The organism is Peptoniphilus sp. BV3C26 (assembly GCF_000478985.1).
GTDB lineage: Bacteria > Bacillota > Clostridia > Tissierellales > Peptoniphilaceae > Peptoniphilus_B > Peptoniphilus_B koenoeneniae.
In genome coordinates this window covers 1-25066 of sequence record NZ_AWXB01000006.1, presented here as the reverse complement: position 1 = coordinate 25066, position 25066 = coordinate 1, and the positions used below count along the sequence as shown (strand labels likewise).

27 protein-coding genes, 11 tRNA genes and 1 pseudogene are annotated in these 25066 nt (G+C 31.8%); 38 read left to right on the top strand and 1 reads right to left on the bottom strand.

What is annotated here, in order from left to right:
- The 22 genes from HMPREF1253_RS01025 to HMPREF1253_RS00925 all read left to right on the top strand — a co-directional run bounded on the left by HMPREF1253_RS01025 (position 1) and on the right by HMPREF1253_RS00925 (position 10911).
- A tRNA-Met gene (locus HMPREF1253_RS01025) sits at positions 1-77 on the top strand.
- 3 nt (positions 78-80) lie between these two features.
- Positions 81-155: transfer RNA gene (locus HMPREF1253_RS01020), tRNA-Glu, on the top strand.
- Positions 156-160: 5 nt separating this feature from the next.
- Positions 161-236, top strand: a tRNA-Val gene (locus HMPREF1253_RS01015).
- A gap of 4 nt (positions 237-240) precedes the next feature.
- Positions 241-317, top strand: a tRNA-Asp gene (locus HMPREF1253_RS01010).
- A gap of 20 nt (positions 318-337) precedes the next feature.
- A tRNA-Thr gene (locus HMPREF1253_RS01005) sits at positions 338-413 on the top strand.
- Between the two features lie 14 nt (positions 414-427).
- A tRNA-Tyr gene (locus HMPREF1253_RS01000) sits at positions 428-513 on the top strand.
- 86 nt (positions 514-599) lie between these two features.
- A tRNA-Gly gene (locus tag HMPREF1253_RS00995) sits at positions 600-673 on the top strand.
- A 5-nt stretch (positions 674-678) separates the two neighbouring features.
- Positions 679-755, top strand: a tRNA-Arg gene (locus tag HMPREF1253_RS00990).
- A gap of 8 nt (positions 756-763) precedes the next feature.
- Positions 764-840: transfer RNA gene (locus HMPREF1253_RS00985), tRNA-Gln, on the top strand.
- Positions 841-857: 17 nt separating this feature from the next.
- Positions 858-933: transfer RNA gene (locus tag HMPREF1253_RS00980), tRNA-Lys, on the top strand.
- A gap of 14 nt (positions 934-947) precedes the next feature.
- A tRNA-Ser gene (locus HMPREF1253_RS00975) sits at positions 948-1036 on the top strand.
- Between the two features lie 151 nt (positions 1037-1187).
- On the top strand, positions 1188-2477 hold the full coding sequence (locus HMPREF1253_RS00970) for a M18 family aminopeptidase (RefSeq protein WP_023054894.1): 1290 nt from the start codon (positions 1188-1190) through the stop codon (positions 2475-2477).
- Positions 2478-2549: 72 nt separating this feature from the next.
- Entirely contained in the window at positions 2550-3443 is an 894-nt protein-coding gene (locus HMPREF1253_RS00965; RefSeq protein WP_023054895.1) for a Ppx/GppA phosphatase, read from the top strand.
- Entirely contained in the window at positions 3425-3973 is a 549-nt protein-coding gene (locus HMPREF1253_RS10025; RefSeq protein ID WP_023054888.1) for a polyphosphate kinase N-terminal domain protein, read from the top strand. The genes HMPREF1253_RS00965 and HMPREF1253_RS10025 overlap by 19 nt, the downstream gene beginning before the upstream one ends.
- 6 nt (positions 3974-3979) lie before the next feature.
- Positions 3980-5689 (top strand): polyphosphate kinase 1, encoded by a 1710-nt coding sequence (ppk1, locus tag HMPREF1253_RS00960; protein ID WP_155803714.1) that lies wholly within the window; start codon positions 3980-3982, stop codon positions 5687-5689.
- A gap of 126 nt (positions 5690-5815) precedes the next feature.
- Positions 5816-6460: an AAA family ATPase gene (locus HMPREF1253_RS00955; RefSeq protein WP_023054882.1), complete on the top strand. Its 645-nt coding sequence runs from the start codon at positions 5816-5818 to the stop codon at positions 6458-6460.
- 147 nt (positions 6461-6607) lie between these two features.
- Positions 6608-6856: a pro-sigmaK processing inhibitor BofA family protein gene (locus HMPREF1253_RS00950; RefSeq protein WP_023054876.1), complete on the top strand. Its 249-nt coding sequence runs from the start codon at positions 6608-6610 to the stop codon at positions 6854-6856.
- A 2-nt stretch (positions 6857-6858) separates the two neighbouring features.
- Entirely contained in the window at positions 6859-7863 is a 1005-nt protein-coding gene (locus tag HMPREF1253_RS00945; protein ID WP_023054891.1) for an LCP family protein, read from the top strand.
- A gap of 92 nt (positions 7864-7955) precedes the next feature.
- Entirely contained in the window at positions 7956-8873 is a 918-nt protein-coding gene (pyrB, locus tag HMPREF1253_RS00940; protein WP_023054896.1) for an aspartate carbamoyltransferase, read from the top strand.
- Position 8874: 1 nt separating this feature from the next.
- Positions 8875-9306: an aspartate carbamoyltransferase regulatory subunit gene (locus tag HMPREF1253_RS00935; RefSeq protein ID WP_023054897.1), complete on the top strand. Its 432-nt coding sequence runs from the start codon at positions 8875-8877 to the stop codon at positions 9304-9306.
- A 164-nt stretch (positions 9307-9470) separates the two neighbouring features.
- A complete protein-coding gene (locus HMPREF1253_RS00930; protein ID WP_369758364.1) occupies positions 9471-10019 on the top strand; it encodes a dihydroorotate dehydrogenase electron transfer subunit in 549 nt (182 codons plus the stop codon).
- Complete coding sequence (locus HMPREF1253_RS00925) at positions 10012-10911, top strand: dihydroorotate dehydrogenase (RefSeq protein ID WP_023054878.1); 900 nt, start codon at positions 10012-10014, stop codon at positions 10909-10911. Before HMPREF1253_RS00930 ends, HMPREF1253_RS00925 begins: the two co-directional genes overlap by 8 nt.
- Before the next feature lie 43 nt (positions 10912-10954).
- Here the strand turns inward: HMPREF1253_RS00925 and HMPREF1253_RS00920 are convergent, their stop codons facing one another.
- Positions 10955-11485 (bottom strand): hypothetical protein, encoded by a 531-nt coding sequence (locus HMPREF1253_RS00920; RefSeq protein ID WP_023054903.1) that lies wholly within the window; start codon positions 11483-11485, stop codon positions 10955-10957.
- 110 nt (positions 11486-11595) lie between these two features.
- Between HMPREF1253_RS00920 and HMPREF1253_RS00915 the strand changes: the two genes are divergently transcribed.
- From HMPREF1253_RS00915 to HMPREF1253_RS00845, 16 genes and pseudogenes are all read left to right on the top strand, one after another.
- Complete coding sequence (locus HMPREF1253_RS00915) at positions 11596-12738, top strand: 5-bromo-4-chloroindolyl phosphate hydrolysis family protein (protein ID WP_023054889.1); 1143 nt, start codon at positions 11596-11598, stop codon at positions 12736-12738.
- A gap of 8 nt (positions 12739-12746) precedes the next feature.
- Positions 12747-13862: a toxic anion resistance protein gene (locus HMPREF1253_RS00910; protein WP_023054884.1), complete on the top strand. Its 1116-nt coding sequence runs from the start codon at positions 12747-12749 to the stop codon at positions 13860-13862.
- 3 nt (positions 13863-13865) lie between these two features.
- The gene (locus tag HMPREF1253_RS00905; RefSeq protein ID WP_023054883.1) at positions 13866-14447 is read left to right on the top strand and encodes a xanthine phosphoribosyltransferase; all 582 of its coding nucleotides are present in this window, start codon (positions 13866-13868) and stop codon (positions 14445-14447) included.
- Positions 14448-14478: 31 nt separating this feature from the next.
- On the top strand, positions 14479-14934 hold the full coding sequence (gene tsaE / locus HMPREF1253_RS00900; RefSeq protein ID WP_023054887.1) for a tRNA (adenosine(37)-N6)-threonylcarbamoyltransferase complex ATPase subunit type 1 TsaE: 456 nt from the start codon (positions 14479-14481) through the stop codon (positions 14932-14934).
- Positions 14928-15593, top strand: coding sequence for a tRNA (adenosine(37)-N6)-threonylcarbamoyltransferase complex dimerization subunit type 1 TsaB (tsaB, locus tag HMPREF1253_RS00895; RefSeq protein WP_023054902.1), 666 nt, complete (start codon positions 14928-14930; stop codon positions 15591-15593). Before tsaE ends, tsaB begins: the two co-directional genes overlap by 7 nt.
- Positions 15565-15993, top strand: a complete 429-nt coding sequence (rimI, locus tag HMPREF1253_RS00890; protein ID WP_023054893.1) for a ribosomal protein S18-alanine N-acetyltransferase — start codon at positions 15565-15567, stop codon at positions 15991-15993. The genes tsaB and rimI overlap by 29 nt, the downstream gene beginning before the upstream one ends.
- On the top strand, positions 15990-16997 hold the full coding sequence (gene tsaD / locus HMPREF1253_RS00885; protein ID WP_036739046.1) for a tRNA (adenosine(37)-N6)-threonylcarbamoyltransferase complex transferase subunit TsaD: 1008 nt from the start codon (positions 15990-15992) through the stop codon (positions 16995-16997). The genes rimI and tsaD overlap by 4 nt, the downstream gene beginning before the upstream one ends.
- Before the next feature lie 133 nt (positions 16998-17130).
- Complete coding sequence (locus HMPREF1253_RS00880; protein ID WP_023054880.1) at positions 17131-19191, top strand: glutamine synthetase III; 2061 nt, start codon at positions 17131-17133, stop codon at positions 19189-19191.
- A gap of 9 nt (positions 19192-19200) precedes the next feature.
- Complete coding sequence (locus HMPREF1253_RS00875) at positions 19201-20808, top strand: CTP synthase (RefSeq protein WP_023054881.1); 1608 nt, start codon at positions 19201-19203, stop codon at positions 20806-20808.
- A 74-nt stretch (positions 20809-20882) separates the two neighbouring features.
- Entirely contained in the window at positions 20883-21494 is a 612-nt protein-coding gene (locus HMPREF1253_RS00870) for a hypothetical protein (RefSeq protein ID WP_023054892.1), read from the top strand.
- A complete protein-coding gene (locus HMPREF1253_RS00865; RefSeq protein WP_023054898.1) occupies positions 21491-22309 on the top strand; it encodes a S1 RNA-binding domain-containing protein in 819 nt (272 codons plus the stop codon). The genes HMPREF1253_RS00870 and HMPREF1253_RS00865 overlap by 4 nt, the downstream gene beginning before the upstream one ends.
- Entirely contained in the window at positions 22306-23568 is a 1263-nt protein-coding gene (rlmD, locus tag HMPREF1253_RS00860) for a 23S rRNA (uracil(1939)-C(5))-methyltransferase RlmD (protein WP_023054885.1), read from the top strand. The genes HMPREF1253_RS00865 and rlmD overlap by 4 nt, the downstream gene beginning before the upstream one ends.
- Positions 23565-23723: a hypothetical protein gene (locus tag HMPREF1253_RS10210; RefSeq protein WP_000697422.1), complete on the top strand. Its 159-nt coding sequence runs from the start codon at positions 23565-23567 to the stop codon at positions 23721-23723. Before rlmD ends, HMPREF1253_RS10210 begins: the two co-directional genes overlap by 4 nt.
- 6 nt (positions 23724-23729) lie before the next feature.
- Positions 23730-24011 (top strand): CD1845 family protein, encoded by a 282-nt coding sequence (locus HMPREF1253_RS00855; RefSeq protein ID WP_155803715.1) that lies wholly within the window; start codon positions 23730-23732, stop codon positions 24009-24011.
- Positions 24012-24100: 89 nt separating this feature from the next.
- A complete protein-coding gene (locus HMPREF1253_RS00850) occupies positions 24101-24880 on the top strand; it encodes a replication initiator protein A (RefSeq protein WP_023054879.1) in 780 nt (259 codons plus the stop codon).
- Positions 24877-25066 (top strand): annotated as a pseudogene (locus tag HMPREF1253_RS00845) (nucleoside triphosphate hydrolase); the annotation flags it as partial. The gene HMPREF1253_RS00850 and the pseudogene HMPREF1253_RS00845, both read left to right, overlap by 4 nt.

Genomic DNA, 25066 nt, shown 5'->3' with positions numbered 1-25066 from the left:
TGCGGGATGGAGCAGTTTGGTAGCTCGTCGGGCTCATAACCCGAAGGTCGAAGGTTCGAATCCTTCTCCCGCTACCATAAGGCCCTGTGGTCAAGCGGTTAAGACACCACCCTTTCACGGTGGTATCTCGGGTTCGATTCCCGACAGGGTCACCAAATAAGGACGCATAGCTCAGTTGGGAGAGCACCTGCCTTACAAGCAGGGGGTCATAGGTTCGAGCCCTATTGTGTCCACCAAAATGGCCTGGTAGTTCAGCTGGTTAGAATGCCAGCCTGTCACGCTGGAGGTCGTCGGTTCGAGCCCGATCCAGGTCGCCAAAGAAAAGAGAATGGAACTTGCTGGTGTAGCTCAATTGGTAGAGCAACTGACTTGTAATCAGTAGGTTAGGGGTTCAAGTCCTCCCACCAGCTCCATTATTTTTTCATATGGAGGAGTACCCAAGTTGGCCAAAGGGGACGGACTGTAAATCCGTTAGCATCGCTTTCAGTGGTTCAAATCCACTCTCCTCCACCAATAAAATAAAAAAAGCAGCATATTAGAGCAAAAGTTTTAAATTTTACTTGAAAGTTATGTAAAAATTTTGTATAATCTATAGTTGTGCGGGTGTAGCTCAGTGGTAGAGCCCCAGCCTTCCAAGCTGGTTGCGAGGGTCCGATTCCCTTCACCCGCTCCAAATATGCAGCTATAGCTCAGTAGGATAGAGCAACGGACTTCTAATCCGTGTGCCGGGGGTTCGAATCCTCCTAGCTGCACCAAAACATATTGGGGCGTAGCCAAGTCGGTAAGGCACCAGACTTTGACTCTGGCATTTCGTAGGTTCGAGTCCTGCCGCCCCAGCCAATAATTTAATATAATATGACCCATTAGCTCAGTCGGCAGAGCACTTGACTTTTAATCAAGGTGTCGCGCGTTCGAATCGCGCATGGGTCACCATTTTTTAATTAAATGGAGAGGTATCGAAGTGGTCATAACGAGGCGGTCTTGAAAACCGTTTGGGTGCAAGCCCACGTGGGTTCGAATCCCACCCTCTCCGCCATGCTTACAGTAATTTTAAAGTTATTGTAAGCTTTTTTTAGTTTATTAAAAAATTATTTTTAAATTCCTAAAATTTATTTTAGGAATTTTTTTATTTGGAATTTTATATTTTATTTTGTTTGAATTATAATAAAATTATGGAGGTTTATATTATGGATAACAAATTGTTAAATGGAATGTTAGATTTTATGGACAAAAGTCCTGTAAACTTTTTTGCAGTGAAAACAATGGAAGAAATTTTAATAAAAAATAATTTTGAAGAACTTGATTTGTCGAAAGATTTTAATCTTAGAGAAAATTCAAAATTTTATATAAAAAATAATGATAGTGCAATTATTGCCTTCAGTATAGGAAAAATAAAGAGGGGGATTTTTAAAATTATAGACTCTCACACAGATTCTCCAGGTTTTAAAGTAAAATCAAATCCCTTAATAAAAACAGAAAATATGTTGAGCCTTAATACTGAAGTTTATGGAGGACCAATTTTAAATACTTGGCTTGATAGGCCCCTAAGCATGGCGGGAAGAGTTATTTTAAAATCTGACGATCCTTTAAATCCTAAAATGCAACTTATAAATTTTGAAAAAAATCTTTGTATAATTCCTAATCTTGCAATTCATATGAATAGAGACATTAACAAAGGATTTGAATTAAATCCTCAAATTCATACCTTGCCTCTTGTGGCTCTTGATAATAGTAAAAAATATGAAAAGAAAGATTTTATAAAAGAAGTAATCTCAAAAAAATTAGAAATAAAAACAGAAGAGATTTTAGATTACGAATTATATTTATACGATAGGCAAAAGGCTTCAATTTTAGGCCTTAATGATGAATTTATTTCCTCAGGCAGAATTGACAATCTTGCCAGTGCCTATTTAAGTTTAAAAAGTTTAGTAGAAAATAAAAATCATACGGAAATTAACGTAATAATAGCAACAGATAATGAAGAAGTAGGTTCGGGAACAAAAATGGGAGCCGACAGCTCTTTTATAGAAACAAGCCTTGAAAGAATAGTGAGCGGTTTAAAAATGAATAGAGAAGATTATTTAAAAAATCTTGAAAATTCCTTTATGATTTCATCGGACATGGCCCACGGAATTCATCCCAATTTTAAAGAAAAAACAGATCCTACAAATATTCCTTTATTAGGTGGTGGACCAGTTATAAAATATGCGGCAAATAAATCTTATGCAAGTGACAGTATAAGCGGTGCAATTTTTAAAGACTTATGTGCAAGAGCCAAAGTGCCGGTTCAAACTTTTTACAATAGAAGTGATTTAAGAGGAGGGACTACCATAGGACCTATAACCTCAAGAAGAATAAACGTAAGAACAGTTGATGTAGGTTGCCCAATGCTTGCTATGCATTCAGTGAGAGAATTAATGGCAATAAAAGATTTAGAATATATGTTTAAAGTTTTTAAAGAATTTTTCTCCCTATAAATTACACAAAATTTACAAAAACAAAATAAACTTAATATAATATATTATATGAAAAAAGATTAGGAGAGTTTTATGAAATATGCACTGGTTGATATAGGATCCAATACAATAAGGCTAACAATATATGACTTAAATAAAGATGATGAACCTGTAAATATAATGAACAAAAAAGTTGTAGCAGGTCTTGCAAGTTATATGATTCATGGAGAAATGACAAGAAAGGGAATAGATAAACTTGTAAAAACATTAAATTCCTTTAACAGAATTTTAAAACACTTTAAGGCAGACACAGTTTATGTATTTGCCACTGCATCTCTTAGAAATGTGAGCAATAGGGAAAATATTTTAAAAGAAGTTAAAGAAAAAACAAATATAGAAATCGATCTTATAAGTGGAGAAGATGAGGCCTATCTTGGTTATTTAGGTGCGATGGATTTATTTAACCTTGAAAAAGGAGTAACCATTGATATTGGAGGAGGTTCAACGGAAATAACCGTATATGACGGAGGAAAAATAAAAAGTGAAAAAAGTCTTGATGAAGGATCTCTATCTCTCTATTCAAAATTTGTAAAAGATATATTACCGAAAAAAACCGAGGCACAATTAATAAAATATCATATAAATAAAAAATTAGACAAAGTAGAAAGAGAAAAAAACTGTAAAAGCATGGTGGGAGTGGGAGGCACTATAAGAGCTTGCAGAAACTTAATTTCAGAATTATATCCTGAGACCTATATAGAAAATGTAGTAAGTAAAAAAGATTTAAAAAAAATAAAAAAGAAAATTTTAGAAAAAAATCCTGAAATCATAGACCTGATATTAAAAATTTGTCCTTCAAGAGTTCATACTTTGACACCAGGCTTAATTGCCCTTATAGAAATAATGAAAAAGTTTAAAGTGAATAGGATTTTTGTTAGTGATAACGGAGTTAGAGAGGGATATTTGAAATGGAAACTGAAAAAGTAGAAGAAAAGAAAAAGATAGAAACTTCAAATAAAGATGAAAAAATAGAAGAAAAAGAAAAAATAGACTCTTCAAATAAAGATGAAAAAATAGAAGAAAATGAAGAAGTATATATTACAGATAAAGAAGAAAAATTAACAAGAAGGGGAGCAAAAATATATATGCAAAGTCGAGAATTATCTTGGCTTAGGTTTAATGAAAGAGTTTTAGAAGAAGCAAATTCAGATTTGACTCCCGCCCTTGAAAAATTAAAATTTATAGCAATATTTACAAGTAATTTGACAGAATATTTTATGGTCAGAGTAGGAAGATTAAGCGATTATGCTCTTATAAAAGGAGACTACATTGACAATAAAACAAAGATGACTCCAGAGGAACAGTTAAAATTAATTTACAAAGATGTAAAAAGACTCTATAAGAAAAAAGATGAGATTTATTCAGAAGTAGAAAAAAACTTAAGAAGAAAAGGCATAAGAAATCTAAAAATCGAAGAACTTGACGATGAAGAAAATAAATATGTAAAAATTTTTTAAAAATTTATAAAACCTATCCTTTCACCTCAGATAGTAGATTTTCATAATCCCTTTCCTTTTCTTGAAAATGACAGACCCTATATAGCAGTGGAGATTGACCAAAAAGGAGAAAAATCTTATGGTCTTGTAATAACCCCTCAAGCAATGCCTAAATATATAAGGCTACCTGGAAAAAGGGGAAAATTTACTTATGTTTTAATGGAAAACATACTTCATAAATATGCAAAATCAATTTTTAAAGGCTATAAAATAACAGATACGGCAATAATAAATGTAACAAGAAATTCCGACTTATCTGCCGACGATGAAGCAGCAGAAGACAGTATAGATTATAAAAGTTACATGAAAAAAATTTTAAAAAAGAGAAACAGATTAAATCCCGTAAGACTTGAAAGTGATCGTCCTTTGAGTGACTCAATGAAAAAATTTTTCATGGAAAAACTTATAATAAGTGAAGAGCAAATATATGTTGTAAATTCTCCAATTCACATGGACTATGCCTTTGATCTTGAAGGGGAAAAACTTCAAAACATAGAAGAAATTTTATATTCCGCCTTTAGCCCAGAAAGAGAATCCCAAATAAAAGGTGGATCCATAATAAAAGCAATAGAAAAAAAAGATTATTTATTTGCCTACCCCTATGAAAGTATGGACATATTCGTAAACTTAATAAAAGAAGCGGCAGAAACAAAAGACGTAATCTCCATAAAAATAACAATCTACAGATTGGCAAAAAATTCAAAACTTGTGGAATATTTGTGCAAAGCTGCGGAAAACGGAAAAAACGTTACGGTTTTAATGGAGCTTAAAGCAAGATTTGATGAAAAGCAAAATCTTGACTATGCACAAATTTTGTACGATGCAGGTTGTAACATAGTATATGGCTTTGACCAATTTAAAGTTCATTCAAAAATATGCCTTATAACCTATAGACAAAACAATGAAATAGAAAATATAACACAAATAGGAACTGGAAACTATAACGAAAAAACTGCAAAACAATATACGGACTTTTCATTTATTACTGCTGATCCTATGATAGGACAAGATGCAACAGAATTTTTCTTTAATGTATGCACTGGAATTGTAAACGGCTCCTATGAAAAAATCCTTCAATCTCCCTTTGCTATAAAAGAAAAGATATTGGAACTTATAGAGAGAGAAATGAAAAAAGGCAAGGAAGGATATATATTTTTAAAAATGAACTCCCTAACAGACTATGATTTAATAAAAAAATTAAGAGATGCTTCAGAAAAGGGAGTGCAAATAAAATTAATAATAAGAGGGATTTCCTGTCTGCTTCCTGGTGTAAAGGATAATACAGAAAATATAGAAATAAGAAGCATAGTAGGAAGATTTTTGGAACACCCAAGAGTATATATTTTCGGTCAAAATGAAGATCAGCAAATATATATTTCATCAGCAGATCTAATGACAAGAAACATGGAAAGAAGAGTTGAAATAGCAAGCCCCATAAGAGATAGAGCAATAAGAGCGGAGATTTTACATTACATGGATACTCAATGGGAAGATGATTTGCAAGGAAGAAGAATGGGTCCTGATGGGAAATATTATAAAATAAAAGAAGATGGAAGTTTAGATTGCCAAAAATATTTTATTGATTATTATAAAAAGAAAGAAGTGGAAGATATAAAAATAGAAGAAAAAAAAGAAAGCTTTTTCAGAAGAATATTGAACAAAATAAAAGGAAATTAAAACGTGGGAAATCCACGTTTTTTTTATAAAAACATAAGGATAATTTTTAAAATACTTAGACTTATCTTAGAACTTATTTAAGATTAATTTGTTTAAAATGCTTATAATATAAGTGAGGAGAAAGATATGGAAAATAAAACTTCAATTTTTTCGAAAATATTTAAAAATAAAACAAAAAACAAATATATAATTTGCATAGACAGAGAATATGGAAGCGGCGGCTATGAAATAGGAAAAAAACTTGCAGAAGATTTAGGCTTAGACTTTTATGACGAAAACATAATAGAGCTTAAAACTATGGAGGGACAAGTTGATCCTCATAATGTATCTAAAGACGATTCATTTTTACAAGGAACAATTTATGACCTTTACAGAGAAAATTATTCCTATTCTCAGGAGGGCTTTACAACCACAGATGCCAGATTTTTAGCAGAATCTAAAACTATAAGAGATATAGGGAAAAAAGGCGGCTGTGTAATCATTGGAAAATGTGCAGGATATGTTTTAAGAGATACAGAAGCACTTTCAGTTTTTATAGGAGCAAATTATGAAGATAGGTTAAAAAGACTTGTAGAAGTTTATAAGGATAAAGAAGATAAGGCTCCAATAAAAATGAAAAAAATTGACACAAGAAGACAAAATCATTTTAACAGATTTGCAAAAGGAGATTGGGGAAATATAAATTCTTATGATTTATGTTTAAGTTCATCTAAATTTACCTTAGACCAGATTGTTGAGATCCTAAAAAAAACCTTGGAAATAAAAAAATAAAAGAATTTCTATAGTTTTTGCTATAGAAATTTTTTTGCATAAAATTAGAAAAAATAAAATGTAAATATAGCAAGCTCTTAATAAATTCTAAATTGCAAGGTGAAAGATTAAAAAATTTTTGATATAATTATTATTCGAGGTGAATATATGACTTTAAGTTATTTTATAGGAGGAGCTATTGCAATTTTTTTTGCAATAATGATTTTTAAATCTATAAAAGCTGTAATCAAAATAATTTTAAATACCTTAGCTGGAGGACTTGTCATATATATTTTAAATATTTTTTTATCTCAAACTCAATTTGAAATTATCATAAATCCTATCCATGCTTTTATTGTGGGAGCTCTTGGACTTCCGGGGATAATAATTTTATATTTATTAAAGCTATTGAGGTGAACATGAAGACTTTTGCAAAAATCTTAGGATTTTTATTAATGTGTATGATGATTTTTGTCCTTGTATTTTTATATGCAACAAAACCATCATCAAATAGAATAGGTCAAGATAAACTTGGTAGAAGAACCAATGAAAATAAAGACCAAATAAGAAAGACTAATGTCTTTAACGAAAAAGAAAAAATAAATATTTTAGTTTTAGGTGCAACATCCACATCAACCCTTGCTCATCCAGATAGCAAAGAGAGAGGGCAATCAGATACAATTATGCTTGTTACCCTTGATAATGAACATAAAAAAGCTCAAATCTTATCAATCCCAAGAGATTCATGGGTGCAAATTCCAAAAGTCGGAGAAAGAAAAATAAACGATGCCTATTCTATAGGAGATGTTCCCCTTGCAGTTAAGACAGTAGAAAATTTTATGGATACCTATATAGATCACTATGTTGTAGTTAATTATGATATGATAGCAGGTCTTGTAGATGCCATGGGAGGGGTGGACATTAATTGGGAACATAAAGAATACCACTATAAAGATGATTGGATTTACCCACCTTTAAAAATAGACCTATATCCTGGAATAAATCACTTAGACGGTCAAGGAGCAGTTGCCTATTTAAGAGCAAGAAAAGCCTATAGAGATTCAGACCTTGGAAGAATAAACGCTCAACAAAATTTTTTAATGAAGGTATTTTCAGACTTAAAAAAACCTTCTACCATTTTAATGGTGCCAAAGCTTTTGGACTTGGCTGATCAATATGTTGAAAGTGATATGACCTATGGAGAAATAGCTTATCTTGCCTATTGGGGACTAAATCTTGAAAGAAAAGACATAAACACAGATAAGGTTATGGGAGAGTTTGAAGATAGGCTTCAAAGTGGAGTTGAAGTTAATGTAATAATACCTTATAGAAGTCAGGCAAGAAAAAAATTACAAGACTTTCCGGAAAATCTTTTACAAAAAGACCCTACGGTTACAATGCAAGTTTATACAGTTGGAAAATAAGGCTCAAAAATTTTGGGCCTTTTTTTACATAAAAACATTTGACAAAATAAGTTTTTAAGTGTAACATTATTGAGAATAAAAAGGAGGAAGACATGGTAAGAAATTTAATTGAACCTCGAGATTTTACAACTGAAGAATTAGACAAGTTATTTGATCTGGCTGATGCTATTATCCAAGACCCCAAAAAATATAGGGATGTTTGTAAAGGATATGTATTAGCCAGTCTTTTTTTTGAGCCTTCAACAAGGACAAGATTATCCTTTGAAACGGCTATGACAAGACTTGGAGGAGGAGTAGTAGGATTTGCAGACGCAAAAGTGTCATCCACATCAAAGGGAGAATCTTTGGTAGACACTTTAAGAACTGTAGAAAATTATGCAGATATAGTTGCAATGAGACACCCTAAAGATGGAGCAGCCCTTCTTGCAACAAAATATTTAACAAGAATGCCCCTTATAAATGCAGGGGATGGAGCACACAACCACCCAACTCAAACATTGACAGACTTACTTACAATAAGGCACTATAAAAAACGCTTCAACAATTTAACAATAGGAGTTTGTGGAGATTTAAAATTTGGAAGAACCATACACTCTCTTGTAAGAGCAATGAACAGATATGAAAATGTAAAATTTGTATTTATTTCTCCAGAAGAATTAAAAATGCCTAAAGTATTTTTAGATGAGCTTCCTAAAGAATCCTATAGAGAAACTTCAGATTTAGAAGGATCCATTCCAGATCTTGACATACTTTATATGAGTAGAGTTCAAAGAGAAAGATTTGTATCAGAAGAAGAATATGTAAGACTTAAAGATTTCTTCATCTTAGATAAAGAAAAATTAAAACAAGCAAAAGCAGATATGATAGTAATGCATCCCCTTCCAAGAGTAAATGAGATTGCAACAGATGTAGATGACGATGAAAGAGCAGTTTATTTTAAACAAGCAGGATTCGGAATGTATGTAAGAATGGCTCTTATAATGACCCTACTTGGCTTAGAGGAGGCTTAAAATGATTAACGTATCTAAAATAAAAAAAGGAATAGTTCTTGACCATATAGTTCATGGAGACGGATATAAACTATATAAGGCATTGAAACTTGATACTTTAAAAGAACCTGTAGTTCTAATGCAAAACATTCCATCATCATCTCTTGGAAGAAAAGATTTGATTAAAATTGAAACTGATTTTGATTTGGATTTTGCAGTTTTAGGTCTTATTGCCCCTCATACAACTGTAAACTTCATTGAAGATGGAAACAGAATTAAAAAAATAAGAATGGAACTTCCTGAAGAAGTTGAAGGAATTTTAAAATGCAAGAACCCAAGATGCATAACTAACGACCAAAAAGTTGAACATCACAAATTTTATTTAACAAATCCTGAAACTAAGGAATATAGATGTGAATACTGTGACTCTTTAAACACTTTTGAAGAGCTGTAGGTGTCAAATGAAGGTTTTAGAGAAAATAGATATAGACAAAAGATATTTTTTAATAAAAACTGATTTTAAAGAAAAAGTTCTGCCTGGACAATTTTTTATGTTAAGGAGTTGGGAAAATTACCCAACTCTTTCCAGGCCAATTTCAATATTTGACTTTTCTCAAGGTGCTGATTTTTTTAATAGAAGAGCTGGGAGAAGGCACAAGTTTACTTAGAACCGTTAAAAAAGGCGATTCTATAAAATTATACGGACCCTACGGCAATAGTTTTAATACTGACGTGGATGAAGTTGCCTTAGTTGGAGGCGGAGTGGGCATAGCTCCCATGTATTACCTTGCAAAAAAAATAAAGGAAAAAAATCCACAGGCAAAAGTAAGCTTATATATAGGTTTAAATGGAGAAACTCAAATAGATAAATTATTTTTAAACCTAAAAAACTTGGGACTAGACGTAAAAGTAAAATTCGGAGGTTATATAACAGATATAATTGAATTTGAAAAACATAAACTTGTCTACGCCTGCGGACCGGACCCTATGATGGAAAAAGTAGCCTTAATTTGCAAAGATAAAAATATAAAATCTTATGTTTCCTTGGATAAAAGAATGGCATGTGGCGTGGGAGCTTGTTTAGGATGCACAGTAAAGACAAAAAATAGGAATAAACGTTGCTGCAAAGATGGACCCATATTTTTAGGAAGTGATGTCTATGAATAGACTTGAAACTGAATATTTAGGAATAAAATTTAAAAATCCTCTAATAGGAGCATCAGGAACCTATGGATATGGCACTGACTACAAAGATTACTATCCTATAGATTTAATAGGAGGAATTTCTTCAAAAGGTCTTACTTATATTCCAAAAGAGGGAAATAAAGGTACAAGACTCTGGGAAACACCTTCAGGTTTAATGAATTCCATAGGACTGGAAAATCCAGGAGTTAAAAATTTTATAAAAGAAGGTATGGATTCAATAATTTCCCTTGGACCTAAAGTTTTAATAAATTTAGGAGGAAATTCTTTAGATGACTATGTTAGGGGAGCAGAACTATTAAATGAATCAAAAATAGACTTAATAGAACTGAACATATCCTGTCCCAACGTAAAAGAAGGGGGCATGGTTTTCGGAGTTGATCCACAAAGTGCTGCAGAAGTTACAAGAAAAGTAAAAAAAGTTTCAAAGCATAAAATAGTTGTAAAACTTTCTCCAAATGCAAGAGATATTTCAGAAATTGCAAAAGCAGTTGAAGAAGCAGGAGCAGACGGCATAAGTCTTGTAAATACCTTTCTTGCCATGGCAATAGACATTAAAAACAAAAGACCTGTTTTTGAAAACACCTATGCTGGACTTTCAGGACCTGCAATAAAACCAATAGCCCTGAGAATGGTTCACCAAGCAGCTCATGCAGTAAAAATTCCCGTAATAGGCATGGGAGGAATAACAAATTATAAAGATGTAATAGAATTTATAATGGCAGGAGCAAAATTAGTTCAAATAGGCACTTACAATTTTATGAATCCCTACGGTGTAAAGGAAATCATAGAAGATTTAGACGACTATTGCAAAAGAGAAAATATAAATTTAAGTGATTTATATAAAATTTTATAAAAATAAAAAAATCGAAGTATTTTTTTTACTTCGATTTTTATTTTTATTCTTCAAATTGAAAATCGCTTAGTTCATCATTAATTTCTTCAAGGGAAAAATTCTTATTAATAAAAGTTTTGGAAGAATTATCTAAATCATTATTTTTTAAAAATTTATAATAATCTAAAAGGCCATTAGAAGTTTCAATTATGTGTTCATTAGAAGCTTCAATTAAAAAAGGATAATTTTTTCCATCATAATCAATATCGAGGACCTTTAAATCAAAAATAAAAGGTGTCGGATCTCCATATAAAAATACAAACTTGTCATTTTTATCTAAAAAATCGGAAACAATGGACTCATCCAAAGTTTTAAAATTAATCCCCATAGTCTTATTCATATTATCCATATCAATAATTTCAAAATTATCAGGCCCTTCAATATAGAAACTTTTTTCTCTATCTCCAAGCCACATTAAAGTTCTTGTAATAACATTTGCGAAATCTCTAAAACTTATATTGCAGGGACAGAAAAAAATATTTTTAAAAAGTGGATTTGAATCTCTAAGGGTCATTTCAAATTTATAGGCTTTCATAACTACCTCCTTTAAAAAATTATAGCATAAATAAAGAAAATTTAAGGTTTTTTTATAAAATTGTAAATGAAGGGGAAAATTCTTTGTGATAAAATGTAATTGGTGATTTTATGAAAAAATATAAGATTTCTATAAAAGACATAATTGAAGATGCAGAAAAAAGAAATAAAGAAAAAAATCAATCTGAAAAAGATTTATTAAATAGAGTTTCAAATAAATTAGAAAATGGAGACTACAGCGACCTTTCAAACACTATACAAGAATCTGTAGATAGGGCAATAGAAGGAGTCAGAAGCGGAATCTCAAACATATTTAAAAATTATGGAACAATTAAAAAAATTCCGCCAGCAAAACGCAATGATCTTGTAATGCAAAAGCCTTCTCAAAACGCCTTTGGAGTTCTCTTAAGAGTTTTAGGCCTTTCGGCTCTTTCAATTTCTATAATTAGTGCAATTGGAGGATTTTTAGAGGGAAGTTTTGATGTTTCTCTTATTGCAATAATTATAGGAGGTCTAAGTTTTCTTGTAGATAGGTTAGGCTCAAGACTTTTAAAGCAAATGACAAGATATCAAAAATATATAAGAATCTTTGGCGATTCAACTGTGTCAACAGTGGAAGATTTAGCTCTTGGAGCAGGAGTTGAACCTGAAATAGCTCTTAAAGATTTAAAAGCTTTTATAAAAAAAGACTATTTTAAAGAAGCAAGACTTGTGGAAGATGAGTCAATTCTGGTTTTAGACAATGAAACCTTTAAAATTTATAAAAATGACTATAAAAATAAATTTCCTAAAAAAGATGAAGCAAAAGAACTTATAGATGATTATGATAGGGTTAAAGAAACGATAAATCTGGGTAAAAGTTATGTAACTGAAATAACTGAACTGGTGGATAAAATCAGCGAACCCCTAAATGGAAAAGTTAGAAACTTACTTGCAATAGTTAAAAGTATATTTAATAACTTAAAGAAAAATCCCGGCAAGGCTGATGAATTAAATAAATTTATGGACTATTATTTACCAACAACAGTATCTCTTTTAAAAAGGTATGAAGAACTTTCCCTTATTTATGAACCGGGAGACAATGCTCAAAATGCCATGGAAGAAATAGAAAAAAGCATAGATACAATAAATGGAGCCTTTAAAAAACTGTTAAATGAACTCTATGGAGATGTAGCCATGGAAGTAAACACCGATATATCAGTTTTAAAAATGATGCTTAAACAAGAAGGCTTGCTGGAAGATGATTTTAAATAGGAGGAAACATGGAAAGAGAAATTAAACTTACTCTTGATGGACAAACTGAAGAAGTAAAAGAAAACAAGGAATTGGAAAAAGTTGATTTAGTTAAATTAAAATTATCTGAAGAAGAACAAAAACAAGTAGATGAATTTTCAAAAAAAATCAATTTACATGACACAGGCATGATACTTCAATATGGAGCCGGAGCACAAAATAAAATTGCAGGCTTTTCTGAAAAAACTTTAAATTCAGTAAAAACAAAGGATTTAGGTCAAGTAGGAGATCTTCTTTCCAATGTAGTGTCCGAGCTTAAAAACTTTGACGTTGACGAAAATGAAAAGGGCATAAAGGCCCTATTTAAAAAAAGTGTAAATAAGGTTCAAAATCTAAAAACAAAGTATGACAAGGCAGAAACAAATGTAGATAAAATTTCCAAAGTATTAGAAGACCATCAAGTTACTCTTATGAAAGATATAGCAACTCTTGATCAAATGTATGATTTAAATCAAAGCTATTACAAAGAGTTGACCATGTATATTGAAGCAGGTAATGAAAAATTAAAAAGTGCAAGAAATGTTGAATTGCCAAAGCTTAAAGAAAATGCAGCAAACTCCAACTTGCCAACAGATGCTCAAGAAGTAAACGATTATATGAGTGCTATAAACAGGTTTGAGAAAAAACTTCACGACCTTGATTTAACAAGGACTGTATCCCTTCAAATGGCACCTCAAATAAGAATGATCCAAGCAAGCAACACTGTTATGGTTGAAAAAATTCAATCTACAATTGTAAACACAATTCCTCTTTGGAAGTCTCAAATGGTTCTTGCTCTTTCAGCAGTTCACACAGGTCAAGCAACTAAGGCTCAAAAAGAAGTTACAAATCTTACAAATGAGCTTTTAAGAAGAAATGCAGATAATTTAAAAATGGCTACAGTTGAAACTGCAAAAGAATCTGAAAGAAGTATTGTTGACATAGAAACTTTAAAACACACAAACGAACAACTTATTTCAGCCTTAAATGAAGTGAGAAACATTCAAATAGAAGGACACAAAAGACGTCAAACAGCTCAAGAGGAAATGATAAAACTCGAAAGTGATTTAAAGAATTCACTTTTAGAAATAGCAAACAAGGAGTAAAATTTGAAATTACTTGAAGAAAGAATAAAAAAAGATGGTCGGATTTTACCGGGCAACATAGTAAAAGTTGACTCTTTTTTAAACCACCAACTGGATATAAAGTTTTTGGAAGAACTTGGGCGAGAAATCTATGAACATTTTAAAGATAGAAAAATAAATAAAATATTGACTATAGAAGCTTCCGGAATAGCTCTTGCAACACTTGCATCTCAAAATTTCGGAGGAGTCCCGGTAATATTTGCAAAAAAGGAAAAGCATAAAAATATAGGAACTGATTTATATACAGCTGAAGTTAAATCTTACACAAGTAGCAAGGAATATAGGGTTGCAGTATCAAAAAAATATTTAGATAAAAATGACAGGATTTTAATTATTGATGACTTTTTGGCAGAAGGACAAGCCTTAAGAGGCTTAATAAATATTGCAAAACAAGCTGATGCTGAAATTTGTGGTCTTAGCGTTGCAGTGGAAAAGGGATTTCAAAAGGGCGGAGATAAATTAAGAGAAGAGGGATATGACCTTTTATCTCTTGCTATAATTGATTCTATTAACAAGGGTGAAATTATTTTTAGAGATGCAAACTAAAAGTTGGTATCTCTTTTTATTTGGAGGAAGTATGAAATTAATTTCAAAAAGTTTAGATGATACAAAAAAACTTGGAGAAAAAATAGGTTTTATCTTAAAACCTGGAGATATTATTTGCCTAATAGGAGATTTAGGCACAGGAAAAACTACCCTTACTCAAGCAATAGCCAAGGGTATGGGAATAAAAGATCAAGTAAGTTCAGCAACATTTACTTTGATCAGGGAGTATTATTCTAAGGTAAACTTATATCATTTTGACGTTTATAGACTTGATCAGTGTCAAAGCGACTATTTGGGTTTTGATGAATATTTTTTTTCAGAAGATGGAGCATGTGTAATTGAATGGGCAGATAAAATAGAAGATCTCCTTCCTGAAGACAGGCTTGAAATAAGAATAAAAAGAATTTCTGAAAATGAAAGAGAATTTGATATTGAAGCTAAGGGTGAAAGGTCTGAAGAAATATTGGGGGTAATTTTTTCATGTTGATTTTAGGAATAGATACATCATCAAAAACAAGTGCAGTTGGCCTTTTAAAAGATGACTTGCCTCTTGGAAATTATACCTTAACAGGTTCAGTCTACCATTCAGAATCTTTAAATGAAATGATAGATGATATTTTGAAAAAACAAAATTTAAAAATAAGTGATATAGATTTATTTGCAGTTGGCATAGGACCAGGATCTTGGACAGGACTTAGAATAGGTCTTGCAGTTATAAAAACTTTTGCTCAAACCTTAAATAAACCTATGGTAACAGTTTCTTCCCTTGGAGCTTATGCTGAAAATTTTAAGGGTTTTGAAAAAATCGTACCTGTAATTGATGCTAAGAGAAATAGAATTTATTATGGAATTTATTCAAACAAGGAAAAATTAAAAGTTATAAAAGAAGATTGTCTTGAAAATATTGAAGATGCTGAAAAATTTTTTGAAGATGCATATTTTGTTGGCGAAAGTGCAAAATTTATAGGAGAAAAATTGCAAAAGCCCTATAAGACAAGTCAAATTTTACCAACAGATTTATGTAAATTGGCTTTGGAAAAATATAAAGAAAAGGGAGAGGACAATTTTTATACAGCTCTACCAAATTATTTAAATGTATCACAAGCGGAAAGGGAATATGGTAAAAGTAAGAAAAGCGACAAGTAAAGACGCAGAAGAAATTTTAAGAATAGAAAGAGAATCCTTTCCTGATCCCTGGTCTTTAAATACCCTTATTTTAGAAATAGAAAATCCCCTGAATGAAGTTTTTGTTATAGAAAACGAAAAAGTATTCGGCTATGTAATAGGTATGACCCTATATGATGAAATTCACATAGGAACCATAGCCTTAGAAAGTATTTATAGAAACTTAGGTTATGGAAAAAAACTTTTAGGACAAATTTTAAAAATTGCAGATGAAAAAAATTTAGATGTAACTTTAGAAGTCAGAGTTAAAAATGCAAATGCCATTCACTTATATAAAAAACTCGGCTTTGTAGAAGAAGGAATAAGAAAAAATTATTATGGCAGGGGAAAAGATGCCCTAATAATGTGGAGGAGAAAATGATAACACTGGGAATAGAATCTTCTTGTGATGAAACTTCCGTTGCCCTTGTAAAAGATGGAAAAGAAATTTTATCAAATGTAATAGCATCACAAATAGACACTCATAAAAAATTCGGAGGAGTAGTTCCGGAAATTGCATCAAGACAGCACATAGAAGTTATTTCACAAGTAATAAAAGAAGCCTTTGAAGAAGCTGGACTTGAATTTGAAGACGTGGATTTAGTTGCGGCAACAAGAGGACCGGGACTTATAGGGGCCCTTTTAGTAGGTTTAAGTGCAGGAAAAACTTTTGCATATTCTTTAAATAAACCCTTTATAGGGGTAAATCATATAATAGGCCATGTATGTGCAAATTATATTACAAATAAAGATTTAAAACCGCCCTTTATAGGCCTTATAGTTTCAGGAGGTCACACATATTTAATTCATGTAAAGGATTATGTTGACTTTGAATTAATTGGAACTACAGTGGACGATGCGGCAGGAGAAGCCTTTGATAAAGTGGCAAGAGTTTTAGGTCTTGGCTATCCTGGAGGACCAATTATAGATAAACTTGCAAGGGAAGGAAAAGATATTTATGATTTTCCAAGAGTTATGCTTAAAGAGGATAATTATAATTTTTCTTTTTCAGGCCTTAAAACAGCAGTAATAAACTTTTTACACCATTGTGATCAAAAAAATATAAGTTATAAAAATGAAGACCTGGCAGCATCTTTTCAAAAAGCTGTAACAGATGTCCTTGTTGGAAAGTCCTTTAGATTATTAAAAGAAAAAAAATTAAATAAAATAATAATTGCAGGAGGAGTTGCAGCAAATCAAGGTCTTAGAGATGCAATGGAAGAAAGAGCAAAGGAAGAAAATGTAAAAGTTTTTTATCCAGAAAGAATATTGTGTACGGATAATGGAGCAATGATCGCGTCTGCTGGATATTTCTTGTATAAGTCTGGAAATTATGATAAAAATACTTTTGCAGATCCAAACTTAGGTTTAACTTATAAAAAATAAAATAATTTTTTCTATTAAGATAAAACCTATTGACATAAAAGAAGATAAAAAATAAAATAAAAGAAAACACCATAGTTTTTTTTCATATTGGCAAAATATTTTTTGCCAATTTTTTTATTTTTTTGGAGGCAAAATGGAAAAATTCGGTATACACACATTTAATAAAAAAATGATGAAAGAAACTTTATCTGAATCCGTCTACACAAAATGGAAAGAAGCGGTAAGGTTAAAAGAAGATTTAGATATTGAAACAGCAGAAGCCATAGCCCATGATATGAAAAATTGGGCAATAAAAAAAGGTGCAACTCATTATAGCCACTGGTTTCAACCTTTAAACGGACAAACTGCAAAAAAACAAGAAGCCTTTTTAGACAGAAATATAAATCAAGAACCCATTTATAAATTTTCAGGCAAGGAACTTTTAAAAAGCGAGCCTGACGCATCAAGTTTTCCATCAGGAGGAATGAGATCTACCTTTGAAGCAAGAGGTTATACTTATTGGGATCCTTCGGCAAATTCTTTTATAATTGATAAGGTTTTGTACATACCTTCAATTTTTGTTTCCTATAATGGAGAAGTTTTAGATAAGAGATTTCCTCTTTTAAAATCAGTAAATATTTTATCTAAAGAAGGTTCAAGGCTTGTAAATTTATTTGAAAAAAATAAGTACTGTTACAGAATGAGAGTTAAAGTTGGACTGGAACAGGAATTTTTCTTAATAGATAAAAACCTTTATGAAAAAAGAAGTGATTTAAAAACTTCAGGCAGGACTATAATGGGAGCAAAAGCTCCTAAAATGCAGGAGCAAGACGATCATTACTTTGGAGTTATACCAAAGAGAGTTCAAAAATTTTTTGAAGAAGTAAATGAAAAATTGTGGGCCCTTGGAATCTATGGAAAGACAGAACACAATGAAGCTGCCCCATGTCAATTTGAACTTGCAAGTCTTTTTGAAAATGTCCATATAGCAGTTGATGACAATCTTCTCATTATGAACATTTTAAAGCAAACAGCTCTTGAGAATGGTATGGTATGCCTTTTACACGAAAAGCCCTTTGAGGGGGTAAATGGAAGCGGAAAACACAATAATTATTCCATAACCACAAACTACGGTTTAAATTGTTTTGATCCAGGGAAAAATCCAAGAGAAAATTATATATTCCTCTTGTTTGTTTCAGCTTTAATAGAAGCGACGGATAATTATAGTGCCCTTTTAAGAATCTGTTCATCAAGTCCTTCAAATGATTATAGGCTGGGAGGAAATGAAGCACCTCCTGCAATACTTTCTATATTCTTAGGTAAAGATTTGGAAGAACTTTTTAATTCCATAGCTTATAAAACTCCCCTAAAGGAGAAAAAAGATAAAATGAAAGTTTATGCCTTGGGAGAAGTTCAAGTGGACGCATCAGACAGAAATCGTACATCTCCCATAGCCTTTACAGGTAATAAGTTTGAATTTAGAATGCTGGGCTCTTCCAAAACTCCTGCTGATATTAATATAATTTTAAATTGTGCAATAGGCCTTTCCTTAAGAAAAATGGCAGATAAATTGGAAAAAGTTGAAGAAAAAGATTTAAAGGAAGAAGCTTTAAAAATTGTAAGCCAAATTATTCATGACCATGGTAGACTAGTATATGGTGGAGATAATTATGGCGATTCTTGGAAAGAAGAAGCAAAGAAAAGGGGCCTTAAAGATTATAAAAGACTTTTTGACGCCCTAGTAGGAGCTAAAGAAGATGGCTGCCAAAGACTTTTCTTAGAATCAGGAATACTTTCCGAAAAAGAAATTAAGGCAATTTATGAAGTACAATTTGAGGATTTAGTAAAATATCATTCTCTTGAAGCAAGAACTATGATTCATATGGTAAAAAAAGATGTAATGCCAGCAGTTTTAGCAGAAATAAAAGATACTAAGGAAGCCCTATCAGGTCTTGATAATCCATATTTAAAAAAGAGACTTGATAAATTAAATGAACTGTTACTTAGATTATTTTCAGAAATGGAAATTTTGACAAGTGATTATAAACATTCTGAAACTATAAAAGATATTTTCAAAAGAGCAAAATTTTTAGAAGAAAATATTGTAAAAAGTTTGAGAAGAGTTAGAGAAATATGTGATAATTTAGAAGAAGAAGTGAGTAGGAAAAATTGGACTCTTCCAAGCTACGAAGATATGTTCAATTCATTAAATTAAGGAGTAAAAATGGCTAAATTTATTTTTGTAACAGGCGGTGTTGTTTCGGGAATCGGAAAGGGAATAAGTGCCGCAAGCATAGGAAGATTGTTAAAAGATAGGGGACTTTCAGTTTTTATGCAAAAGTTCGATCCCTATATAAACATTGATCCGGGAACAATGAGTCCCTATCAACATGGAGAAGTTTTCGTAACAAAAGACGGAGCAGAAACAGACCTTGATCTTGGACACTATGAAAGATTTATTGATGAAGAACTTACAAAAAGAGCAAGTATAACAACGGGAAAAGTTTATTCAAAGGTAATTGAAAAAGAAAGACGTGGAGATTATGAAGGCCATACAGTTCAAGTAATCCCCCACATAACAGATGAAATTAAAAATTCCGTTTATAAGGCAGCAAAAGAATCGGGAGCAGACATAGTAATAACTGAAATTGGAGGAACCGTAGGAGATATAGAATCTTTACCATTTTTAGAAGCCATAAGACAAATTCATGCGGAAAATAAAAAAGAAGATGTATTATTTGTCCACACAGTCTTAGTTCCCCAAATACCAGGTTCAGATGAACTTAAAACAAAACCTACCCAACACTCTTTTAAAGAGCTTATGAGTAACGGAATAAAAACAAACGTAATAATAGTGAGAAGCGACGGAGAAATAACAGATTCCATAAAAAAGAAAATTTCCCTATTTTGCGATGTTCCCGTAGAAGCAATAGTTCAATCAGAAAATGTTGATTTAATTTATGAAGTGCCCCTGGTATTTCATCAAAACGGTCTTGACCAATACATTTTAAGAAAATTGGACCTAACTAAGCAACCAGAATCAAATGGCGATTGGGGCAAGATGGTTGAAAGATTTAAAAAGAGCGACAAGGATGTAAATATTGCCCTTGTAGGAAAATATGTAGCCTTACATGACGCTTATCTTTCAGTAAACCAAGCCCTCTTAGATGCAGGCTGGGATATGGGAGCAAATGTTCATATTAAATGGATAAACTCAGAAGACATTACAGAAGAAAATGCAGAAGAATTCTTTAAAAATGTTGATGGTATAATTGTGCCGGGCGGTTTCGGTTCAAGAGGCTTGGAAGGCATGATGATTGCAAGTAAATATGCGAGAGATAAAAAGATACCTTATTTCGGAATTTGTTTGGGAATGCAAATTGCTCTAATAGAAATTGCAAGAAATGCTCTTGGCTTTAGAGATGCACATACAACAGAAGTTGACGCAGGAACACCCTATCCAATAATAGATTTAATGGACTCACAAAAAAATTTGGAAAACTTAGGCGGTACCATGAGACTGGGAAACTACCCTTGTGTAACTGAAGAAGGCACAAAAGCAAGACAACTTTATAAAGAAGAAAAAATTTTAGAAAGACATAGACACAGATATGAATTTAACAATAAATATAAAGGAGAAATGCGTAGAGCCGGAGTTGTTTTCAGTGGAATTAATGAAGATTTAGATTTAGTGGAAATAATTGAACTTAAAGACCACCCGTATTATGTGGCTTGTCAATTCCATCCAGAATTTAAATCAAGACCAAACAATCCCCACCCCTTATTTAAAGGATTTGTAAAAGCATCCTTGGAAAACAAAAAAAATAAATAAAACATTAAAACTTCCTCAGCAATGTGGAAGTTTTTTAAGTTTCAATAATATGATAAAATATAGGCGGAGGAAAAATGTTTAAAATTTTTAAAAAATTAAAAAAGAATACAGAACTTCCGTCAATTTACTACGAGCTTAAAGCTGCAGAAAATGCAGAAGATTATAAATTAAAATTTCCAAATAACAACGATTATAAGGGATATGACTACGGAGAATATGAATATAAAATCCTGACGGGCAATATAAAAGTAGAGCAAAAAAACACCACTGAACTTAACCTTGCTTTAGATGATTACTATTTAAAAAAAGAAGATTCCTTAAAAAAAATAGACGAATTTTTTAAAAATCACAGAGCTTTAGAAACTATGGACGGTTTTCAATACCATGTTTTTAGAGAAGATTATTTTGATGAAAACAGACTTTCGGGTCTTGCAACAAACTTATTAAGACAAGCAAGGCAAGTAGAAACAGTAAAATTTGCCATACTTTTGAGCAGGTATTTTGACTTAAGTCAAAAAGAAGCCTTAATTGAACTTATATATGAATACGGAACATTTCCGGATTTTACCTATTACAGCTTACTTGTACTTAAACCTATGGACTTATATTTTGCAGCCATGGAATATTATAAAGAAAACACCTTTTCCTACGGGAGCAAAATTGTGGAAAAAATGGAGGAAAAATGAAATTAGGTCAAAGACAAAACTTAAAAGTAACAAGAATAAAAGAACAGGGAGCCTACTTAAGCGACGGACAAGAAGAAGTATTGCTGCCTAAAAAAGAAACAGAAGATTTAAAAGAAAATGATCAAGTAAATGTATTTATTTACAAAGACTCAAAAGACAGACTTATAGCAACAAAAAGACAAACAAAAATAGAAGTAGGTCAGATAAAAGAACTGGAAATAGTTGCAAAATCAAAAGTAGGATATTTTGCAGACATGGGACTTGAAAAAGATATATTTCTTCCTTACAAAGAAGTAATGGGTAGAATAAGAGTAGGAGAAAAATACCTTTTCTATATGTACGTTGACAGAGACCGCCTATGTATAACAATGAAACTTGGAGAACACCTTTTAAGAAACGATCATTATAAAGTAAACGACATGGTAGAGGGAACAATATATGCCCTTGAGAGAGGCCTAGGGGCTTTTGTAGCCATAGAAAATAAATATGATGGGTTTATACCTCAAGAAGAATTAAAGGGCGCCTACAGGGTAGGAGACACTATAGAAGCAAGGGTACAAAGAATACTAAGAGATAAAAAAATTACCCTTACCATAAGAGAAAAAGCCTATAAGCAAATAGGAGCAGACGCAGACGAAATATTAAAACTCATAAAAGAAAATGGCGGAACTTTAAACTTAGGAGACAAGTCAGACTCAGAAGAAATAAAAAAAATCACAGGCTTATCAAAATCCGCATTTAAAAGAGCCTTGGGACATCTTTATAAAAATGAATTTGTAGACTTATATCCTGAAAAGGTGGTATTAAGAGATTGATAGGAAAAATAATTGACTATGACCACAAGGGCTTTGGATTAGTAAAAGAAGAAGAACCAGTTTTTTTAGACGGAGGAGTCATAGAAGACCTAGTAGACTATAAAATAATAAACTCAGGAAAAATAAAAAGAGGGCAAATAAATAAAATAATAAAGCCCTCTATTTTTCGTGTAAAAAGTCCCTGTCCCTACAGCAAAGAATGTGGTGGATGTCCTCTAATGGAAACCGACTATAAAAAAGAACTTGAATGGAAAAGAGAAAAAGTAAGAAATAATCTCTTAAGAATAGGGAAAATAGAGACGGAAATAGAAGAAATATTGGGCATGGAAGACAACCTTCACTACAGAAACAACATGCAATTTAAAATAGAAGATGGGAAAATCGGACTCTACTCAGGAAAAACAAAAAAAATAGTAGAAATAAAAAAATGCATAATACAAAAAGAAATAGGAAACGACATACTCAAAATTTTCCAAAAATTTGCAAAAACTACAAACATAAAAACCCTGGGCATAAGAACAAACTACAAAAACCAAGCAATGGTCATAATGGTAGCAGATAGTCCCATAAAAAAACTCAACAATATAATAAATGAACTCTTGGAATTAAACGTGGTAAGCATTTATGAAAACATAAACAAATCATTAAAATATCACTACGGACAAAAATTCAAACACATATATGGACAAAAAAGTCTGGAAGACAAAATATTTAACATAAAATATCAGCTTTCACCCCAAAGCTTTTTTCAAGTAAATCCAAGACAAGTAGAGAACTTGTATAAAAAAGCAATCGAAAATCTCAACTTAGAAAAAAAAGATAAAGTCCTTGACCTATATTCAGGCATAGGAACCATAAGTCTAAGCCTTGCAGACAAAGTAGAAGAAGTATTAGGAGTAGAACAAGTAGAAGAAGCAGTAGAAGACGCAAGAAAAAACGCCGAAGAAAATCAAATAAAAAACGCAAGATTCATATCAGGAAAAGTAGAAAACATAATAGACAAAATAACAGAAGAAAAAGTCTATAACAAAGTCATACTTGACCCGCCAAGAAGCGGAGTAGAAAAAACAGTCTTAGAAAGGCTCTTAAAACTTGAACCAGAAAAAATAAGCTATATATCATGTAACCCATCAACCCAAGCAAGAGATTTAAAAATATTAAAAGAAAAATATAAAGTAGAAAAAGTAATGCCCATAGACATGTTTGCCCACTCAAGTCATGTGGAGTGCATAGCGTTGATACAAAGAGTGAAATCGTGAAAATCCTGCATTTTAAGCAGTTTTACAAGCATTATGTCTTTAATGAAGATGGCGATGGAGGAAGAAAAAAAGTCCTAAAAAATTATATTGATGTTTATGTTTGCATTGATATGGTGTGTGGAGATACAAAGAATGAACTGGAAAGTGAGGAATAAGAAATGATTAGCTGGATAATAAAAATAATCTTGTTTCCAATCAGCTTGCTGCTGAGTATCCTCACAGCCTTTCTGACATTTATACTTGGCATAGGAACAACTATTCTGTATTTCTTAATGCTGATGTGTATAGTTGCTGCAATAGGATCATTTATGCAAAAAGATATATCACTTGGCATTGAGGCATTAGTATTAGGATTTTTGTTAAGTCCTTATGGAATACCTATGGTTGGAGCAGCTGTTATAGCGTTCCTTCAGGGAATCAATGAAGCAATAAAATCAATCTAAAAAATTTCATAAAAATGGTTACCAAAGGCGATAGATAAAAAACTATCGTCTTTTTCTTTGCAAATTTTTAAGGAGGGAGGTGATCCTGTATGGACTTTGACTATTTCTATAACAGAGAAGCAGAGAGATTTAATTTTCTTAAAGTTCCGGAGATATTAGTTGATGGAGAAGAATTTAAGGGTTTGTCAGCGGAAGCAATTATCCTTTATTCCATGCTTCTAAAACGAACGGGAATATCTTTTAAGAATAACTGGATAGACAAAGAAAATAGAGTATTTATCTATTTTACCGTTGAAGAAATTATGAGAAGAAGAAATATCTCAAAGCCGACAGCCATAAAAACATTGGATGAGTTAGACAGTAAAAAAGGAATCGGACTGATTGAAAGAGTAAGGCTTGGACTTGGAAAACCTAATATCATTTATGTAAAAGACTTTATGAGTGTATTTCAAGCAAAAGGAAATGACTTTCAGAAGTCAAAAAACTTTACTTCAGAAGTAAAAGATGTTGACCTCAGAAGTAAAGAAAATGAACTTCAGGAAGTTAAAAATGTTGACTCTAACTATATAGAGAATAATAAGAGTAAGTATAGTAAGAGAGAATATAGTTTTTGCGAAAACGGACTTGGAACATTTCAAAATGTATTTTTAACTGATGAAGATATTTCTGATTTACAAATCAAACTAAATGCACAGCTTGATAATTACATTGAACGCTTATCTGCATATATCAAGAGTACCGGAAAGATCTATAAAGACCATAAAGCGACGATCCTTTCTTGGTTTTATAAAGATCAGGGTAAAAGCAAGCAGGCGAAAACATCAAATGTCCCGACATGGGAAGAATATAACAAAGGAGAACATTTATGAAAAGAGAATTGGAAAAAATGATGATAGAGGATGTAGAATTTGCCTATGATTCTGAAAAAGAATACATCAAAGATGGACACGCCTATTGTAAAGTCTGCCACGAAAGAAAAGACGGTGATGTAATGGAATTTTTCGGAAATAAAATGATATTAAGGGTAGCTTGTAAATGCGATAGAGAAATAGAGA